Raw genomic sequence first — 17,476 nt, 5'->3', positions numbered from 1 at the left:
CTACCAACGCCCCAGGCGCACGCACGGGGCGCCATTTTGATAGAAGGTGAAGACACCTCGCCCGCTGAGTACCGCGCTTCCGTCCTGGTCGGCGCCGGTGATTCGGACATCCCCTACGATGTCGACGCCAGCCCCGGCGTTCGCGTCCGCCCACAGACCGATCAGCGCTCGATTGTTCCCGGCGACGGCAAGCACCTGCCAATACGCTGCGGTGCGCCCGTTCAGCCCGGATATCGCGGCTTCGGATTCCACGATGCGTGCGCGGAGGTTGCTGTCTTCTGTTCCGTTCAGCTTCGCTTCCACGCTGCTGGTCCGGTCCGCAACCGCGCGGACCTGGTCAACTCTGGCTGTCGCTTCCTCACGCACGGCCGCATAGAGAGGGCTATCGGTAGTCTTGTTCAGCTTGGCTTCGACAATGCTTGTGCGATCGGCGAGCGCACGGTCCTGATCCGCTCGAGCGGTCGCTTCGTCCCGCACGGCAGCATAGAGGGGACTATCCGTGGTCTTGTTTAGCTTGGCTTCGACAATGCTAGTGCGATCGGCAAGCGCGCGGTCCTGGTCCGCTCGTGTGATTTCCTCAGTCCCGATTCGGGCAATCACATCCGCGTTCATCACCGTTTGCGTGTCGATCTCGGTGCGCGTTGCGGGCCGGATGCCAGCCTTATGCCAGATAGTTCGTAAAAAGCCGGGAGACGGGTTCGCAAAAGCTTCCCAGCCGGCCATGAGGTAAAGCGAGATACGGGTGCTGTCCTCGGCGCACCAGACCAGTTTGCTGAAGCTCCGATTGGGCCGACCGCCCCTGAACCCAGCGCTGTCTGGGTCTAGCCAAAAGGCGAGTGTGCCAAAGGAATGCTCCGTGCCATTCGACCGATAAAACTGCGCGAGCATGCCGGACCCGCGGGTGTCGCCGTCTTCAAAACGACCTTCCATCTCCAGCACGTACCAACCAACCGGAAATTGGCCCAAGATTTCCTGCCTGACGCCGCAATTCCGACCTTGGCGATCGATTTGGAGCGCATAGGCGCCATAGTGGCCATTCCCAGTCGTTTGGTTCCACCATCCGATGTAGGGGTTGCCTTCAGTTGCCCAGAGTTGCCAGGAGGGCGGCACCCCGTTCACAGCCCACGGCTCTGAGAACACGGCATTTCGATTGAGGAAGGTGCTTCGTGCCGCGCGCGCTTCTACCAACGCAGTTCGACCAGCGATCGCATCCACGGCGTTGACCCGCGCGGTTGCCTCATCTCGAATCTGAGCCCGCAAGCCGCTGTCCTGCCCGCCGCCAAGCTGGGCCTCGGTGACGTCGAGCCGGTAGCTCAGCGCCAGGTCCTGCTGCGCCCGCACGGTCGCCTCGCTGGTGACGCCCGCGTCCGCCCCGTCCGCCGTAGTCTTCACGGCCGCCAAATCGACGGTCAGCGTGCCCTCTGCTCCCTTTGCGCGTGCGACTTCGGCCGCCAAGTCGATGCGCGCTTGCGTCGCATCTTCCTGAGCTTCCGCCGCTTCCAGCCGCGCCAGAGCAACGGCCGCGTCGATCGTCGCCTTGGTGGCGGCAAGCTGGTCGCGAACCGGCACCACGTTGCCGGCGGTGTCCTTGATCGCGTCCGCTACCGCGCTTGCCGGCACCCCACCAACGGAAGTTCCCGGCGGAGCGCCCACGGTCGCGTTGTCCGCCGGCTTGCCTGGACCTGTTATGTTCTCCCACTCGATCGCCGCATTGAACGGCACGGCGGGCGCAGCCTTGGCCAAGCCCTCGATCGTCACCGATGCGATACTGACGCGCTCGCCGAGGGTGACGGTGAAGTCGCGGAAGAAGCCATAGATCGTCAGCGTGTCGAGCTCGGCCGCGCCGATCCACAACGAGGGCTTGCCGCGAAGCGTCGCCAGCCGCCGCATCAGACCGTCGATCCGAGTCGTCGCCACCAGGCTGCGACCTTCCATCTTCTTCGCCCAGGCGCGCTCGATCGGCACGGTCTGGCCGAAATCATCGGTGTTCTTGATGCTGAAGTCGGTGGTGCTGACCGTAGGCGCGTCTTCAAGCTTGCCCAGCCCCTCCCGCGCCCCGATCAGCAGCGTGCCAACAGCGACCGAGCCACCACCAGCGGCAGAGATGGTCACCGTGGCAGTGTCACCGGCGGCGAGCGCAAGGTCGAGGAATAGCGCGGTGGTCTGCTCGCCGCCGATCGTCTGGGTGCGGTCATAGACCGGCGCCTGCACGCGAACGGTGGCGCCAGTCGCGTCGAGCACCGCTATGGCGTCGGCGAAGGTGTCCGGCTTCAGCTGGACCTCGATCGGACCGATCGCCGTGGTGGCTGTGCCGAGCGCCTGATCGAACATCGCCCAGCGGTTCGTCGGGCCGACGTCGAGCCAATGCGTGCTGTTGGTGGCCGGGTTGTGCCCGGCGTTGCTGGCGGTCAGGCTCTCATAGGCGCGGTGCGTCGCCGGCAGGATGACGCGGGCGCCTGCGGCGTAGCTGGTGAGGCTCGAATAGACCGGGTAGTCGCTCTCCGGCACGCTGGACGCCACCAGCGCAGCATCGGTGATTTCAGCCGGGCGAACGACCTGGAAGTCGCTGACGCCGCTCACCGCTGGATCCACGGCGGGCGTGGCGATATCCGCCGCCGGCAGACCGTCGATCGACAGCGAGCAGGTGCTGATACCCTGCAGGCTGATCACCTGCGAGAAGTCTTTGTAAAAGCCGTAGGTGATCAGCCCGGCATTGTCCGCCTTGCCAATCCAGAGCACCGCCTGCGCGCGGAAGGCGGCGAGCTGGCGCTGGATGCTGTCGACAGCCGCTGCCGGGACGCGGCACGTCGCCTCAATCCGCTTCGTCCAGCTACGCTCGACGACGGTCGTGACGCCAAACTCGTCCGTATCGCGGCGGCTGAAGTCAGTCAGGCCGACCGTCGGCGCATCGGCAAGCTTGCCCAGGTCAAGCGCCGTGCCCGTGATCAGCTTCCCGATGATCGCCGCCGCACCCGCGGCTGGCGTGATCGTGATCGTCGCTGACCGGCCCACCCCGGGAAGCAGGCCGAGGAACACCTCGCACGCCGCCGGCACGCTGCGCGTCTGGTCTAGAATGGTCGCGCTGCCTGCGGAGATCTCCAGCCGCACGCTCGCCGCCTGCAGGTCGACGAGTCCAATAGCGTCGACGGCATCCGGCAGCGCGAGCGTCACCACGATCGGGGCCGTAGCGCTGGTGGCAGGACCGGCGGCTGTCTCGAACATGGCCCAGCGGTTTGTCGGGCCTACTTCTGTCCAGAACGTAGCTGCTGTCGCAGGGTTGTTGCCCTGATTGCCGCCGACGGCGCTCTCGAACACCCGGTGAAGTCCCGGCACGATGACGCGCGCGCCCAGCGCATAGGCCACATCGGCCGCCCACGCCGGATGATCATTCTCCGGCACCGAGGACGCCGTCAGACTGATCGGGAGAGGACGAACGACCTTCATGCCGCAGCCACCGCTAGCGCGATGCCGCCGGCGGCCTGATTGACCGTGTCGAGAATCTTCGCCGTCTTGCCGGTGTTGCCCGCCGTCGCGGCGTGGCCGGCGTTATTATCATCGCGCAACTGCCGGACCTCCTGCTTCAGGTCGGATATCAGTGCGATCAGCGACGCGATCGTCGCCGCGCTGTCATTCGAAGGCGAGGCTGCCGCCTGCGCGGTCGCGGCCGCCGCCAGCAGCGCATTGTCCGTAGCCGAGGTTGCGGCGGCGCCCAGTTGGCCGATCGCGCCGTAGGTCGCCTCAAGGCTCGCGGCCGTCTGCGCCTGCACCCGGGCCAGCTCCTGCCGGCTGGTCGCGGCGCTTGTCGCGGCAGCAAGCAGCGCCTGCGACAGCTGCGGCAGCGACTTCGCGGCATCAAGGTCGCCGCCGCGCGCCGCCGCCGTCGCCGCGTTGAACCGTCCCATCAGGCCAGCGAACGTGTTCGCACCAGTGGCGTCGCCGAGCCCGCGGATGCGGCGGACTTCGTCCATGATGCCGTCGCCGACGCTCGTCCACGCCTGCCGCAGTTCTTCGGCAGCCGTCGCGGCGGACTTCGCATCCTGGATTGCCCAGACCTGCAGCTGTAGCGCGCGATTGCTCGCGTCCAGCTTCGCCAGGTCGAGCTTGCGGATTTCGTCGGTTTTGCCCTGCAACTCCAAAATCTGCCGCTCAAGTCCCTGGCGTTCGCTCAGGATGTCCGCGGCGCTCTTGGCGCCTTGCAGCGAGGTCTGGAGGTCGGCGAAGGCGGGGGCGAGCTTCAGGAGCGTCGCATAGGTCGCCTGTCCGGCCGACGTGGTCAGGTCCTGCGCCTCCACCAGCTGGCGGAACGCATCGAGCGTGGAAGGCATCGCGAGGCCCAGGCTGCCGAACACGGTGGAAAGCTGCGCGGTGCGGGCCGCCGCCTGCTCGGCGCTGGTGTAATAGGCCGCAAAATAAGCGGTGGCGGCATCGTTTAGCGCCGACACGCTCTCGAACTGGTCGGCGAGGCCCAGCTTCGCCGCGATGCTCATGCCCCGGGCACTGCTGCCTAGGAGATCAAGAGAGGTACTGACCTGCTCCACCGTCGTGGCGACGCGGGTGAGCGTCTCGAAGGCGCCCTCGCCAACGCGCTGGAATTGCGAGATCAGCGGAAAGGCTGCGGTGGCCATGTTGTCCGCCGCGGCGCCGAACACCGCACTCAGCTTCTCCTGGATTTGCTCGCCGGTCAGCCCCTTCAGGTCGATCTTGCCGATGTTGACGACGAAGCCATTCAGTCGCTGCTGGATCGCGTCCGTGGACTCGCCCAGCGGCACGGCGGCCGCCTTGATCGCATCATTGAAGCTGCGCAGGATCAGCGTGAACTGATTTTCGAGCGCCGGATCAAGGGCGCCGTACGTGGTCGACGACGACCGGCCCGTGACGATGCCGAGGAATTTCTTCGTTTTCGTGACGTCCGAATAGGCCTGGGCGTCGAACCCGCCATTCAGCACGCTGCCGATGCTCTGCGCGCCGCCATAGATCCCGCTCCCGGTCACATCCGTGCGGGTCCCGAACAGGCCGCTGAGCGCGCCGCCGATCAACGGGATTGAGCCGAGCACCGATCCGACCAGGTTGGGCTTGAAGCCGGTGGAGACATTAGCGCTCGCGTTGATGTCGCCGCCGCGCACGATCACGGCTGCTACGCCGCTGATCTGACTGTCGATCGACCGCAGCGATTCGAGCATCTGGCGCGAATAGACGTTGGTCAGCGTGTCGACCTGCTTCAACTCGTCGATCGCGCGCTTCAGGCTCTCGCTCTGCGCCGTGCTATCCCCAAAGACGGTGCCGGTTCCGGTGTTCGTCGGCGCCTGCTTGGGGCGGCTCCCACCAAATGCGCCACCGATGGCGATCCCCAGCGACGCAATGACCGCCGCAGTCGCCGCGCCGGCCGCGATGTTGAGCGGGAACGGGAGCGAGGCGATCGCTTTGGCGACAGCCTCCACACCATGCGCGGCAGCGCGGGCTCCGCTCTTGAGGATCGAGCTGCCGGTTTCGATCGCATCCTGCGCCATCGCCCGCACCGAAAGTGCAAACTCGACGGCGCGGAACGCCTTCTCAGCTGCAGCCATCGACCTGTAGCCAGCCGTGTTCTCGCCGAAGAACCGCTTCGCGGCGTTGGCGGCATCGCCGAACGCGCCGACCTGCATCGTCGCGGTGCGAAGCGCGAATCTTGCATTCTCGCGGAGTGCCGCGGCTTCCCGCTCCCGCGCGTCGACGATACCGTCGATACGGCTCAGTTCCAGCTTGTGCGATGCCGCGACCGCTTCATGGTCGGCACGATACTCGGCAAACACCGATGCCAGGTCACCGAGCGCCCTTCCAGCCTCGCCGAACGAATCCGCCATGCCTTGGCCGGCCCTCTGCACGTTGCGCGCAATCAGGTCCCACCGGTCGGCGGCGAACGTCAGCGATTCGTTATAGGCGTCCTGGGCTTGCGCATTGGCCAGCGTCTGGACAGCGATATCGCCCTGCAGCTTCACATAGGCGTCGACCTGTGCGGGATCGACGCCGGACAACCCTACGGTCTCCTGTCGAGCTCGAAACTCCGCCATGGATCGCTCGCGCACATCGGCAGCCGCGATGACAAGCCGAAACTCCTCGCGAAGTTCGGCGAGGCGGTCGCTGCCGGTCTGGATCGATGCGTTGAGCCGTGCCCGGCTCTCGGCGACAGTAAGGCGGACTCGTGCCGCGCGCTGATCGTCCAGCGCCTGCGTTGCGCGCGCCGCCTCATCAGCCAACCCACGCTGCTGTGCAGCTTGTACCGCGGCGAGCAGCGGCAAGTCGGCAATTTGATCGCGCACCATGTCCGCCGCCTGCGACGCCGGCACCAGCCCGGACGCGATGGCGGCATTCACCCGCTCCTGCACTCCGGCCTGGTCGCGCAACGATGCCGTGGCCTTCGTCGCATCGGAGACGCGCTGCGCGATCTCCAAGCGGATCTGTCGGTTGACGAACAGCGCGGCATCGCCGCGCTTGTTGATCGCGTCAGATTCCGCCTTCATTCGCGCTTCGGCAATCAGTGCCTCGGCGCCAGAAACCCCATAGGCGTCGGCAAGCGCATAGAGGTTGCGGATCTGCGCCTCGATCGCGCGGTTCTCCCGTCCCAGGCGCTCGGCGAGCTTGTCGCTCTTTGCCTTTTCGGGATCGAGATAGCCCTTCTTCTCGGCATCCTTGCGGATCCGATCCTGAGCGTTCCTGCGGGCTTGAGCGATCACCGCGCCTGCGGCGTTGCCAAGATAGTCGGTCTTCATCGACTCGCCGAGCGTCGCGCGGAACGCGTCGCCGAAGTCTTTGGCAGCCCCTGCATACTGGTTCTTGACGCGCTCGATCTGCGGCGCACCCAGTTCCGGGAGCTGCATGAACGAAGGAAGGATCTTGTTGGCCTGTGCGCCCAGCCAGTTGATACCCTCTATGGCTTTGCGCACCATCATGTTGATGGCGTCGATGTTCAGATTGACGACGCTGAAGAACACGTCGCCCAGCGCTGCCGGCAACTGGCTCCACGTTGCTTTGATCGCACCGAACCCGCCCACAAACGCACCAATCACAAAGTTGACCGACGTTTTGGCGCCGGCGCCGACCGCTTCCAGCCACCCCTTCATAACCGTCCAGGTCGAGGTGACGGCCGGGCCTATGCCGTCCCAGATGGCGCGGCCCGCGACTTGGAAGACCGCCTTGGTCGTGTCCCCGTAGGTCACCGTCACGTTGTCGAGTTGCCTGATCTGCTTCTCAGTCAAGCCCAGCGATGCGGCATATTGCTTCATGCTGCTGCCGCTGTTCGCGGCCTTGTTCATGAGCGCGATCGATCCCGCCACAGCGCCGGCCGTAGCGGCCAAACCCAGCAGGATCGGATTGGTGACGACGGCGATCAGCGCAGCCTTCGACACTTCGCCGATCGAGCGCGCGAAGCCCTTCAGCCCGCCCTCGGCCATCATGCCGACCTGCGCGATCTGGAAGCCTTGCTGAATGAAGATCGTCATCGGCTTCTGACCGGTGAGCAAACCGCCGATCACGTCGGGCAGCTGAACCGCCACTGATTGCAGGGCGAAGGCGTTGTTCCGGCCTGCCTTGGCTGCCAGGTCTTGCTGATCTGCAACACCGCGCAGGCGCTGGGTCAGCACCTCCTGCTGGCGAGCATATTCAGCGGGGGCAGTGACGCCGGCATGATAGAGCCGGGTGGACTCCGCGATCTCGGCATTCAGCCGCTTCGTGGCCGCATAGAGCGGATCCGTGGCCATGCGCAGCTTCTCGGCAGCAGCCGCATCAGCTTCCTGCGCGGCCTGCGATCCACGGACCTGTGCGACCAAGTCAGCATGCTCGCGCGCCAGCCGTGTGGCGGCGTCAGCTTCTGCCCGCATCGATACACTGTGCGCATCGCGGGCGCTGCGAAGGGTTTCAAGGCTGGCGGTCAGGCGGTTTGCGGCGTCGGTGTTGCCGTGTTTGGCGGCGGTCGCGGCCAGTTCCTCGACGCGCGCCTCGCGCTGCTGCTCCCGGCTGCGGCCGACGGCTGCGGTCTCCCGATCGATCTGACCGATCAGGCGCTCGATCGCCTGTTCGGTGCGCAGCTTCTCGGCGCGCGTCTCGCGCTCTGCGCGGGTGGTAGCGGCGGTGATCGTAGACATCCGGCCGACGATCGCTCCCGCATCGATCATGCTGCTGGTCTGGCGCTCGATGTTTCCGGCCATGCGCACCGCGGCTGTTTCCGTCGTGTCCAGCGCGCCGCGCAGCTCGGCGAGAGCTGCCTCCGAAGAGGACGGGTCGATCGTGAAGCCGACCTCGAGCATTGGGCTACCGTCGTCCATGCGCGGCCTCCACGGAAAAAGCCCCGCCGAAGCAGGGTTAGAATGAATGGTGTCGGTGAAGTAGTTGGACCGAGCGAAGAGCTATATCAGGGCAGCCGTCTCGGCCTTATTGATCGTGTGGTTAAAAGGTTGGGCAACTAATCTTCAATGTCGGCCGCTTTGATGACCGCCGAAGTTCGCCCATCCAGCCACTCCGCCTTTGAGAATTTCACAGCCACAAGGTATCGGCTGATCCACACATCTACAGGTTCGTCAACGGTCGCATCAGCAACCAGAGGCATCGAGAGAACGGGCGACTTACTGTTAGCCGCAGAGACGAGGATTCCGCGTAGTCGCAGCCGTAGAGCGGCGCTCAGGCTGCGTGCGGCGGGACCATCAAGGGTGGCGCTGAAAGCGATCGGCCTTCTGCTGTAGAACTTGCCTGGAAGAAGAATGCCATAATAAGCGCCGCGGCGCTTCGTCATTGCTACCTTGGCGCCAAAGGCATTCTGGCCAACACCTCGCGTTTCCTTTTCCTCTCGAACAAGATCAATCCCGTCATCCATGGTCGGCGTCGAGGCCACAAGGGTCTGCGTATTCTTATCGTATCTAACGCTTATTGCTCGCGCGGGAAGGTCTACAACGAATTCACGACCGACATACTGAATCGTATGATCCTCACTGAACTGGTCGCCTTCTTCTTTGGCCTTCAGCCGAGCGATCGCCACAATATCAGCGCCCGTCAAAACACCCGATGAAAGGATCTGATGTTGCGGCGGGGTGTTATTGCGGTGCTGTGCAGTGGCCGATCCGCACACCAGGCAAAGTAGAAAAACGGCCGCGCGCATGACACCTCCCCAGCTTTCTAGGAGGTATAGCTGTGAGATCAGCCGAGCACCATCCGCAACTGCTGTTCGCCTATCTCGCGCTCGCGCTGCGTCACTTCAGCACGCCAGGGCGGCGGGCAGGTCTCGCTTTCGGCGCGGTGCTGCTCGGCAACATATTCCACCGACAGCTGCCGCAGCAAACGCACTTCCCACCTGCTGAGCTCGATGCCGGTCGCTTGCTGCCAGTCCGCGATCGATCGCCAGCTGATCGGCCCAATGCCCATGCCGGCCGGTTCGGTCAGGCCGATTTCCATCAGCCGTTCGACGACATGCGGCATAGGATTTGGCGGCATCCTGATCGGCAAGCCATCGCGCTTCATTCGCGCGGCGCGGCTCACTCTCGGCGCATCCGCCTGTGTCTGCGCCCGCTGCGATCGCTCATCCGGCTTTGGCGCGGTGTTCAGCCACGCCAAATGCCGGACATAGAGGGTCAGGCGGCGGCTGACTTTCCCGCGAAGGCGCTCCACTGGCCCAGGCTCTGCACCACTTGGCGAGTGATGAAGCCAAGCCGCGGATCCGCGTAAACGGCACGGTAGAGCTCAGGGCCACTCATGCCGCCGTCGCCATAGGTGAAATTCTCGAAACCCGCGGTGATCATCGTCAGGTCGTCGGCAGTGTCGCGCTGCCGCTCTTCCGCGGTGACAGGCACATAATCGCCGTCATTCGCCTTCAGTCGCGCCGCGCTGCGGGTCGCCTGTCGGGTCTCCAGGCCGGCAAATGCCTTGCTGGCGGGGCCATAGATGACGATCCGGACCGGCTTGGTGCGCTCGGCATCGGCATAAAGCGGCTCGCCGGTAGCGCTCTTGATGTGGATTGCGGCGGTCTCGCTGACCGCCTGGCTGGTGATATCGAACATGGGACTTCCTTCGCGGTAGGATGGTGCACCGGCCCGCCGCGCGTCCCGCGATCACGCGAACGGGCCGGTACAAAGGTATTGCCGGCGTCGCGGGCGCCGGTGGGGAATGGGTTACGGAGCGGCGACCTTGACGATGTCGGTGCAGATCTCGAGCACCGGATTCGCCATTATCATCGTATCTGCGCCGCCCACCGTTTCCGGCATGCCGAACACACGGGTCCCGAAATAGCGGATCGCACCGTCCGAGTAGGTCACCTTGACCGAATAGAGATCCTGGCTCGGATCCTCGGCGGCGGTCTGCATCAGCGCCTGGCCAGCGTCCTCGCTATCGAGTTTCAGAGGCACGGTCAGCGCACCATTGTCGCGCGAGCCCTTGTACTTCTCTTTGGCACCATCGAGTGGCTGGAACTCCACCTTGGCGAAGCTGGCGCCGAATGCGCCGAGCTGCTCGACGCCGCCGACGGTGGTAAAGGTCAGCGCGGCATAGCCGGTGGCATTTTCGCTGGCGGGCTGTTCCGCCGAAATGGCGAGCTTCGTGCCCGCCGCGGTCTGAGAGGACATCGTATTTCTCCTGGAAGGCGAGCCGGACACGCCGGCGGGGGCCGCACCCGGTCACCCGGGCCCGGGGTTCACGCGGCGGCGTTCTTCGCTGCCGTCTTGGTCTCGGGATTGGCGCCAGCAGCGGGCTTGCCCGCGGCCTTGGCTTCATCGTGGTCGGGGCTCGCGATCAGGCCGGCGGCTTCGTAATTGGCGAACTCACCTTCGGTGAAATCATACGTCTTGCCGGCGGCGAACCGCTTCTTGGTGCCGGCGTCGCGAAACGCCTTCAGGGCGATGCCCTTCTTGTCGGACATGGTCGGTCTCCATTTCGGGGGTGTGCTGGCACGGCGGTCCGCCGGCCATTTCACGCGTGATAGTGGACGCGGAAATCCTGGGTCTGGTCGAACGTGTTGGCCGGCCCGCGCATATCGGGGCCGCGGCCAGCGGTGAGGATGGAGACGTTGTCGAAGTCGGCGATTGTGCCGGTCTTCCCGGCGCAACAATCCACGACCAGCTTCATCATCAGCTTCTGGTCTGCGTAGCTCGCGGCGCGCACCTTTACCGATACGCGCTCGCTCTGCGGTGTCGTCTCGCCGCGCACCAGCGACTGCCGCTCGGTCAGGCTCGTCGAGGTGATCAGCAGCGCCGGCAAGGTGACATCTTCGGGTAGCGCGCCCGATTTGATGCTCGCCAGCGCAACCTTCTCCAGGATCGCTGCGTCGGCGCGGATCAGTGTTCCGATGATGGTGGTCCCGCTCATGGCGCGTCCTCCGGCTCATCTGCCCCGACGATCTTCCCGCCGACGATCCGGCTGTTGATGTACGCCTGCGCGGCCTTGATCGCGTCTGCGGCGCGGATATCCAGCGCTGGCCGGAGGAACGGGCTTGGGCGCGCGCCAGGGTGGTAGACCGTCTCGCCGACGAACTTGCCGCCGATTACGAGCGAACCCGCCTTCGCCAGCTTATTGATCCGACCGATGCTACGGCCCTGACGTTGATCCTCGGCGACACGGATGAAGTGCGGTTCGGTCCCCCATTCCTGCCAGACGCCTAGTGAGTAGCTCCATCCCTGGCGGACGGTGATCTTCACCACGATACGGCCGTCACGAGACGAACTGCGAAGCACAACGGCATCGCGAACCTCATTGGCTAGCGCTCGCTCGCGCGCCTCGTCAGCGACGATCTCCCCGCCTGCGCGGCCCGCGCCACGTAGCAGCTTGGTCTCGATGTCCTGGGGCAGTTGATCGAGATAGCGATCGAGATGCGCCTTACCTCGGACGGTCACCATCAGGCGGGGTTCCCAGCGGGGCGATAGTCCTCGACCATGAGCTCGAGCCCGTCGCGGTTGCCGAGCGTCGCCGGCCCCGAGACGATCTGCATGATGCGCTCGGGCACGCCCTTCCTTAGCAGTACCAGGCGCATGTCCGACCTCACGTCGTCACGGTACCGGATCCTGACGCGCGCCGGGCGCGCCGCAACGTTGATCCCTTCCGCCAAGCGCTCGCCGCGGCTCGGCAGCACGTCTTGCACCTCGGCCCAAACTTCCTTCACGAGCTCCCAGGTGCCCGAGCCCGCCCCGTCTAGGCTGGTGTCTGGTACTGGGCGCTCGATCCGCACCCGGCGGTTGAGCTTGGAGGGGTCGAAGACCGACGTCATGCGAGAGCCGGTTGCCGGAAGCGGGCGAGCAGTGCCCGCGCCGCGGTTTGCGCATGCTCGTAGCCGCCTTCCCGCTTCCCCAACATGCCGGCGACCAGCACGATGATGGCCTCGATCATGGAGTGCGGGACCTCGCCGGCGTCGTATCCTGCGGTGTAGGCAACGGTTACGCCGCCACCAGACCGGAGCGGCGGCCACCCGGAAGCGCTGGGGTAGATGCGGAGCCCATCGCGAGCGGGCAAGAACCCGCCCTGCGCAAGCCTCGCAGCACCGGCAGGGCCATCGTAGGTGATCGAATCAATGGACACGACTGGTCGGCGGTAGAGCTCGAGATGTACTCCCCAGCCTTGGAAGTGCTGAACCAACGTACGCTGCGCGACAATCCAGCCGGTATAATCCTCTACCCACTCGCGCGCCGCGCGGATCTTCTGCTCAATGAGAGGATCCTCCTCGTCCTCCTCAATCTTGCAGTGCCGCCGCACCTGCTCGACGGTGACCGGCTCCACGATCGGCAGCGATGCCGGGCGCCCGTCATCGATCAGCGCCGCGTAGGCGGCGACCACTTCCGCGTCGGTGGCGCTCTCCGGCAAGCCGACGATCTGGCGCATCTCCGCGATCGTCATTCAATCACCTCGAAACGCGCGGTGTAGAAGGGACCGGAAGGGTCCTTCGTGGTGGTCAGCCGGACGGGCTGGCCGCCGAGCATGCCGCCCTTTACGCTCTCCGGCCGCGCTGTTGAGCGGTTCGGAAGGAACGACACCCTGTTGCCCTGCACGCCAGCCACTCCAGAGAACACCCCGGCGATTTCCAGCTGGGCGCGGCGGCCGTTGTCGATCTTCACAGCTGCCGCACCGTCAGGACCGCCGTGCGCTCGTAGCGCTTCGCCGGACTGCCATCGGTAAGCACCCGCACCGACAGCGGCAGTTGCACCCCGCCAGCTGCAAATTGTGCTGCCTCCCAATAAGCCTGATCGATCAGGAACCACACCTGGACCTTCTGACCCCCGACATCGATGATTGGGCGGTAATTGGCCGACTCATCGATGGCGATGCCGAGGAGTGCCGCCGTCGGGGACACCTTGATCGCCTCGATCTTGGCGATGCTTTCGCCTTCATCGAGTAGATCGGAGAAGTCAATCGCATAGGGCGCATGGTCGCCAGGGTCGTACGGCTGCGCCCAGGCCGCGGCGCCGAACGGCAGACCGCTCGCGCGCGCGACGGCTGCCGGCACGATCGTCATCACCGCCGTGCGGTCCGACGTCGCAATCACGTTGCCCTTCTGGCTCGTGCTGCCGTCGTCGACGGTGAACAAGCCAAGGGCGATCAGGTGCGTCAGCATGGCGCGCCTCCTATCAGCCAGGAATAATGCGGACCGTCGGGAGCAGGTCGGACGTAGAGGCCAACGTGATCGCACCGCGGGCGACCATGACGGCGAACAGGCTGGTGCCGGTTGGCAGGCGGAATGGCAGGCCAACCGCCACGTTCTGGCCGAGCGCAGCTGCACCAAGCGACGTCCAGCTGCTGAGCGAGACGACGCCGATCACCTTGTCATAATCGGCGGGCGCGACGTTGAGCGCGGCCTTGTCGGTAAAGGTTGAGGCAGTCGGATCGGCCGAGAAGATGATCAAGTCGATCTGCGCGGTGTTTGCCGACTTGCAGAGAACGCTCGCGGCTTGGATCAAGCTGGCCGCGCCAGCCGTGCGGGCGACACCCGGGAACTGGAACTTCGTGCCCAGGACGTTGCCCGCCGCATATGTGCCCGCGCTCGTTGCCGGCGGTGCGGCAGGCGCGCAGACCAGCACGTCGCCGCCCGTCTTGCCGATATAGTTCTCGCCCGCCGGCGTCGGCGCGGCGAGCAAACCTTCTACGCCATCGAGATGACCTTCAAGCTGATCGACGAAGCCATTGGTCAGGGTGAGCAAGTCGGCAATCGCCTTGAGGCGCCCAAGCAGGGTATTTGCCGCCGGGGCAGCCGTAACAAGCCCCATCGCATCGGCACCGGCCGCGTCGTTCAGCAGGTTCTGGGGGAATTTGACGCCGCCGATATCCTTGGCGGCGAGCACGGTCGCGTCGGCAACCGGTGTGGTCAGGTTGTCGGGCATTGTCGGCTCCTAATCGAGATCAGAGATTGGCCGGCCGGGCGTCACGGCCCCGCTTGACAGCCAGCTGCCAGCTCTCGCCGGTGTCAGGTTTGGCTGCGGTGTCTTCGTTCGCGATCCACAGTGATCCAGCCCAGGTGACGGCATCGCCGGCCTTGTACTGACCTTCGCGCCAGACGCCGCGGTAGATGGTCACCGGGATCGCCAGTTCAAACGACTTCGAAAGGCCGCCGGCGCTGAAGGACAGACGGATCGTGCGCCCGCCGTCAGCGCTCTCGACGGAGAGATCATCGAGCGAGAAGGCATCCTTAGGCTTCGGAATCGCGTCGACCATTTCCTGCAACTGGCGCTGCAACGCTGCCATATCGGCATCCCGGCCGACGACTTGGCCCAGCTTACGGATCGATCCGTCGGTCAGGGTGAGCACCAGCTCGCCAGAGCGATCGATGAGCGCGTCTGCTAGACCAACGCCGTCCCCGGCGGGCGGCAGCGCGGCGACGGCTTCGTCGATCATCGAGCGAACCACCGCTGGATCAACGCTCTCGCCATCCTTCGGCGCGGGCAGCGCGGCAACAGCGCGCTGCACCGTTTCCTCGATCAGAGGCGCCAAATCCTCCGCAGTGATTGCTTCCGGCGCTGACGGAGGCGGTAGGGCAGCAACCGCCTCATCGACCATGCCCCGGACAACCGCCGGGTCGACACTCTCGCCGTCCTTCGGTGCGGGTAATGCCGCAACCGCGCGCTGTACCGTTTCCTCGATCAGATGCGCCAAATCCTCCGCGGTTATGGCTTCCGGTGCTGGCGGAGGCGGTAGAGCAGCAACCGCCTCATCGACCATACCCCGGACAACCGCCGGGTCGACGCTTTCGCCATCCTTCGGCGCGGGCAGCGCGGTAACAGCGCGCTGTACCGTTTCCTCGATCAGATGCGCCAAATCCTCCGCGGTTATGGCTTCCGGTGCTGGCGGAGGCGGTAGAGCAGCAACCGCCTCATCGACCATGCCCCGGACCACCACCGGGTCGACGCTCTCGCCATCCTTCGGCGCGGGCAGCGCGGCAACCGCGCGCTGTACTGCTTCCTCAATCAGCGGCGCCAGATCCTCCGCGGTGATGGCTTCCGGTGCTGGCGGAGGCGGTAGAGCAGCAACTGCCTCATCGACCATACCCCGGACAACCGCCGGGTCGACGCTCTCCCCATCCTTCGGCGCGGGCAACGCGGCAACCGCGCGCTGTACCGCTTCCTCAATCAGCGGCGCCAGATCCTCTGCGGTGATGGCTTCCGGTGTCGAAGGTGGCGGCAAAGCCGCGACAGTGTCGTTGATCATAGCACGGACACTGTCGCGCCCAGGCTGGGCGGCCAATCGTTGCTCCAACTCGCTGATCCGCACCACCAGAGGCGCCGTGGCGCGCTCGACATGGTCGCCAATGAGCTCGGCGATCAGGTCAGCTAGCGCGTCGGAGTCGATCATCGAGTTTGCCTTTCGCGCGGCGGCGAACGGCCCATAGGTCGATGACCTTAGCACCGGATTCGGCCGGAGTGTCGGTTGCGGGAGGCGCCGCGGCCGGTGGGGGCGGCGGCGTTGTCGCCTCGATCGGTTGCGCGTCGCGGCGCGCCAGCCATTCCAGGCTGTGATCCTGCTCCTGCAGGTAGACCGTGTCGCCGCCAGGTACCGGCTTCACGCCGATCCGCTTGCGCTGCTCGTTGACCGTCAACTTGCCCTTGGACTTTTCGAGCACGTCCATTTGCGTGCTGCTGTCCATGCGCAAAAGGCCCTCAAGGTCGAACTCGGTGCCGAGCGTCTGCCCGACCATGCCAAGGCCCTCATCGAGGCAGAGTTCGATCGCTTCGATCAGCACCTGCAGCGCCTGGCTGTAATATTCGATATTCAGCGACTGGATGTTGTTGTTCGTCGGCATCTGCCCGAGGCCGATCTTGTAGGGTGGCACATGATAGGTCGAGCACACCACCTCGGCAGTCCATTTCAGCTGCTCGATCAGCTGCGCATCCTTGGCCTGCACCGACATCGATTCATACTTCAGCCCGTCCCCCAGCACAGCGACCTTGCCTGCGTTGGAGCCGGTGAAGTTGGCGTCCCAGTAATCCTTCAGCCGCTTGGCGTTCTCGGGATCGATCTGCCCGGGCGCGGTAAGGATGCCACCCGGTCGAGCGCCGTTCTGAAACAGACGCGTGCTCGTCTTCTGGATCGCGTCGCCCTGCATCGCAGTGATGCCGTTGGCATAGATCGGCGAGAGCCCGACCAGGGGATGGAAGAAGCAATTGAACCGGTCGTGGATGATCTCGCGGGCCGGAACGACGATGCAGTCGGGCAGCCCGGAAAGATCATCGGTTTGGAGCTGGTAGAAGACCGACCCGTCATCGGAGACGAGCGGGGTCACCAAATCAGGGTTGAGGACGTACATGCCGACGACCACACCGCGCCCGTCGCGGCGCTTGAGCACATAGGTATTGCCGCGCTGCAGCTTGGACAGCACCCATGTCTCGTAGAACTGAATGCGGTTCTGGTAGTGGTTCGGTTTGCGCAGCACCGGCGAATAGGCCGGGTTGGTTACCTCCGACCAGATGCCATCGCCGTCCTGCTGGACCAGGCGAACGCGCAGCTTTGAGATGTCCGACGCGATCAGCGTCTGGCAGGCGAACACCGCCGGAAAGGCAAGGACAGTGTCCTGCCGGACCTTGATATCCTGCTGCCATGCTCCCGGCTGCGATTCGAGCACCGTGTGCCAACCGCCGCGCCATTCCTGCGGCGGCGACAGCGACTTGCGGGCTCGGGTGATCTCGAACCCGAACAGCTTCACGCCGCACCGATCTTTTCGGTCAGCGTCGCCGCATCCCAGCCGTGATAAGGTCGCTTGCCGAACTTGACCTCATAGGCCTTCCGGAGCGAGGCCAGATCATCACCCTTGGGCGCGGGGGCCTGCGGTGCAGGATCCTGCTGCTCGTCGGGTTGATTTTCGCCGGCCGAACGCTGGGCGCGCTTCAGCGCGATCAGCAGGCGCTCGTGCGCGCGGGTGCGCGGCTCGAACGTATCGCCCGCCTTCAGGCGCCGGGTCGCATAGGTGAATGGCTTGGTCGCGATCAGCATCGGCTCAGCCTCCTGGGTAAGGGGAGCGGGCGGGAGCAAACCCCCGCCCGGCTCGATGGAC

At 65.2% G+C, this 17,476-nt stretch carries 17 protein-coding genes; all 17 read right to left on the bottom strand.

Annotated elements, in window-relative coordinates:
* The 17 genes from ACNFJ7_RS02250 to ACNFJ7_RS02170 all read right to left on the bottom strand — a co-directional run bounded on the left by ACNFJ7_RS02250 (position 1) and on the right by ACNFJ7_RS02170 (position 17,415).
* The gene (locus ACNFJ7_RS02250) at positions 1-3,444 is read right to left on the bottom strand and encodes a hypothetical protein (RefSeq protein WP_019371225.1); all 3,444 of its coding nucleotides are present in this window, start codon (positions 3,442-3,444) and stop codon (positions 1-3) included.
* Positions 3,441-8,297 carry a phage tail length tape measure family protein gene (locus ACNFJ7_RS02245; protein WP_152997707.1) on the bottom strand — a complete coding sequence of 1,619 codons (4,857 nt, stop codon included), beginning with the start codon at positions 8,295-8,297 and terminating at the stop codon, positions 3,441-3,443. Before ACNFJ7_RS02245 ends, ACNFJ7_RS02250 begins: the two co-directional genes overlap by 4 nt.
* Before the next feature lie 137 nt (positions 8,298-8,434).
* Positions 8,435-9,124 carry a hypothetical protein gene (locus ACNFJ7_RS02240; RefSeq protein ID WP_152997708.1) on the bottom strand — a complete coding sequence of 230 codons (690 nt, stop codon included), beginning with the start codon at positions 9,122-9,124 and terminating at the stop codon, positions 8,435-8,437.
* 38 nt (positions 9,125-9,162) lie between these two features.
* The gene (locus tag ACNFJ7_RS02235; protein ID WP_236704378.1) at positions 9,163-9,456 is read right to left on the bottom strand and encodes a phage tail assembly chaperone; all 294 of its coding nucleotides are present in this window, start codon (positions 9,454-9,456) and stop codon (positions 9,163-9,165) included.
* A 137-nt stretch (positions 9,457-9,593) separates the two neighbouring features.
* Positions 9,594-10,019 (bottom strand): hypothetical protein, encoded by a 426-nt coding sequence (locus ACNFJ7_RS02230; RefSeq protein ID WP_019371229.1) that lies wholly within the window; start codon positions 10,017-10,019, stop codon positions 9,594-9,596.
* Between the two features lie 111 nt (positions 10,020-10,130).
* Positions 10,131-10,580, bottom strand: coding sequence for a hypothetical protein (locus tag ACNFJ7_RS02225; protein ID WP_019371230.1), 450 nt, complete (start codon positions 10,578-10,580; stop codon positions 10,131-10,133).
* Between the two features lie 68 nt (positions 10,581-10,648).
* Positions 10,649-10,873: a hypothetical protein gene (locus ACNFJ7_RS02220; RefSeq protein WP_019371231.1), complete on the bottom strand. Its 225-nt coding sequence runs from the start codon at positions 10,871-10,873 to the stop codon at positions 10,649-10,651.
* A gap of 50 nt (positions 10,874-10,923) precedes the next feature.
* Positions 10,924-11,319, bottom strand: coding sequence for a hypothetical protein (locus tag ACNFJ7_RS02215; protein ID WP_019371232.1), 396 nt, complete (start codon positions 11,317-11,319; stop codon positions 10,924-10,926).
* Positions 11,316-11,846: a hypothetical protein gene (locus tag ACNFJ7_RS02210; protein WP_019371233.1), complete on the bottom strand. Its 531-nt coding sequence runs from the start codon at positions 11,844-11,846 to the stop codon at positions 11,316-11,318. Before ACNFJ7_RS02210 ends, ACNFJ7_RS02215 begins: the two co-directional genes overlap by 4 nt.
* Entirely contained in the window at positions 11,846-12,214 is a 369-nt protein-coding gene (locus ACNFJ7_RS02205; RefSeq protein ID WP_019371234.1) for a phage head closure protein, read from the bottom strand. Before ACNFJ7_RS02205 ends, ACNFJ7_RS02210 begins: the two co-directional genes overlap by 1 nt.
* Positions 12,211-12,837: a head-tail connector protein gene (locus tag ACNFJ7_RS02200; RefSeq protein WP_019371235.1), complete on the bottom strand. Its 627-nt coding sequence runs from the start codon at positions 12,835-12,837 to the stop codon at positions 12,211-12,213. Before ACNFJ7_RS02200 ends, ACNFJ7_RS02205 begins: the two co-directional genes overlap by 4 nt.
* Positions 12,834-13,055 carry a hypothetical protein gene (locus ACNFJ7_RS02195; RefSeq protein ID WP_019371236.1) on the bottom strand — a complete coding sequence of 74 codons (222 nt, stop codon included), beginning with the start codon at positions 13,053-13,055 and terminating at the stop codon, positions 12,834-12,836. The genes ACNFJ7_RS02200 and ACNFJ7_RS02195 overlap by 4 nt, the downstream gene beginning before the upstream one ends.
* Positions 13,052-13,552: a hypothetical protein gene (locus ACNFJ7_RS02190; RefSeq protein ID WP_019371237.1), complete on the bottom strand. Its 501-nt coding sequence runs from the start codon at positions 13,550-13,552 to the stop codon at positions 13,052-13,054. The genes ACNFJ7_RS02195 and ACNFJ7_RS02190 overlap by 4 nt, the downstream gene beginning before the upstream one ends.
* 13 nt (positions 13,553-13,565) lie before the next feature.
* Positions 13,566-14,315: a hypothetical protein gene (locus ACNFJ7_RS02185; RefSeq protein WP_019371238.1), complete on the bottom strand. Its 750-nt coding sequence runs from the start codon at positions 14,313-14,315 to the stop codon at positions 13,566-13,568.
* Between the two features lie 19 nt (positions 14,316-14,334).
* Positions 14,335-15,780 carry a hypothetical protein gene (locus ACNFJ7_RS02180; RefSeq protein WP_419724231.1) on the bottom strand — a complete coding sequence of 482 codons (1,446 nt, stop codon included), beginning with the start codon at positions 15,778-15,780 and terminating at the stop codon, positions 14,335-14,337.
* Positions 15,755-17,128: a phage portal protein gene (locus ACNFJ7_RS02175; RefSeq protein WP_019369287.1), complete on the bottom strand. Its 1,374-nt coding sequence runs from the start codon at positions 17,126-17,128 to the stop codon at positions 15,755-15,757. The genes ACNFJ7_RS02180 and ACNFJ7_RS02175 overlap by 26 nt, the downstream gene beginning before the upstream one ends.
* Positions 17,125-17,415, bottom strand: coding sequence for a hypothetical protein (locus tag ACNFJ7_RS02170; protein WP_019369288.1), 291 nt, complete (start codon positions 17,413-17,415; stop codon positions 17,125-17,127). Before ACNFJ7_RS02170 ends, ACNFJ7_RS02175 begins: the two co-directional genes overlap by 4 nt.
* Positions 17,416-17,476: the final 61 nt, after the last annotated feature.

Source organism: Sphingomonas sp. HT-1 (assembly GCF_048568905.1).
In the GTDB taxonomy this organism is placed as follows: domain Bacteria; phylum Pseudomonadota; class Alphaproteobacteria; order Sphingomonadales; family Sphingomonadaceae; genus Sphingomonas.
Note: the sequence above shows the minus strand (reverse complement) of the source record. Positions and strands in the feature narration are given on the sequence as shown.

Excerpts from the sequence above, each read along its gene's own strand:
- ACNFJ7_RS02250 (WP_019371225.1), bottom strand. The coding sequence starts at position 3,444 with ATGAAGGTCGTTCGTCCTCTCCCGATCAGTCTGACGGCGTCCTCGGTG.
- ACNFJ7_RS02245 (WP_152997707.1), bottom strand. The coding sequence starts at position 8,297 with ATGGACGACGGTAGCCCAATGCTCGAGGTCGGCTTCACGATCGACCCG.
- ACNFJ7_RS02235 (WP_236704378.1), bottom strand. The coding sequence starts at position 9,456 with ATGCCGCCAAATCCTATGCCGCATGTCGTCGAACGGCTGATGGAAATC.
- ACNFJ7_RS02210 (WP_019371233.1), bottom strand. The coding sequence starts at position 11,846 with ATGGTGACCGTCCGAGGTAAGGCGCATCTCGATCGCTATCTCGATCAA.
- ACNFJ7_RS02205 (WP_019371234.1), bottom strand. The coding sequence starts at position 12,214 with ATGACGTCGGTCTTCGACCCCTCCAAGCTCAACCGCCGGGTGCGGATC.
- ACNFJ7_RS02225 (WP_019371230.1), bottom strand. The coding sequence starts at position 10,580 with ATGTCCTCTCAGACCGCGGCGGGCACGAAGCTCGCCATTTCGGCGGAA.
- ACNFJ7_RS02200 (WP_019371235.1), bottom strand. The coding sequence starts at position 12,837 with ATGACGATCGCGGAGATGCGCCAGATCGTCGGCTTGCCGGAGAGCGCC.
- ACNFJ7_RS02230 (WP_019371229.1), bottom strand. The coding sequence starts at position 10,019 with ATGTTCGATATCACCAGCCAGGCGGTCAGCGAGACCGCCGCAATCCAC.
- ACNFJ7_RS02180 (WP_419724231.1), bottom strand. The coding sequence starts at position 15,780 with ATGATCGACTCCGACGCGCTAGCTGACCTGATCGCCGAGCTCATTGGC.
- ACNFJ7_RS02170 (WP_019369288.1), bottom strand. The coding sequence starts at position 17,415 with ATGCTGATCGCGACCAAGCCATTCACCTATGCGACCCGGCGCCTGAAG.
- ACNFJ7_RS02185 (WP_019371238.1), bottom strand. The coding sequence starts at position 14,315 with ATGCCCGACAACCTGACCACACCGGTTGCCGACGCGACCGTGCTCGCC.
- ACNFJ7_RS02220 (WP_019371231.1), bottom strand. The coding sequence starts at position 10,873 with ATGTCCGACAAGAAGGGCATCGCCCTGAAGGCGTTTCGCGACGCCGGC.
- ACNFJ7_RS02190 (WP_019371237.1), bottom strand. The coding sequence starts at position 13,552 with ATGCTGACGCACCTGATCGCCCTTGGCTTGTTCACCGTCGACGACGGC.
- ACNFJ7_RS02215 (WP_019371232.1), bottom strand. The coding sequence starts at position 11,319 with ATGAGCGGGACCACCATCATCGGAACACTGATCCGCGCCGACGCAGCG.
- ACNFJ7_RS02240 (WP_152997708.1), bottom strand. The coding sequence starts at position 9,124 with ATGCGCGCGGCCGTTTTTCTACTTTGCCTGGTGTGCGGATCGGCCACT.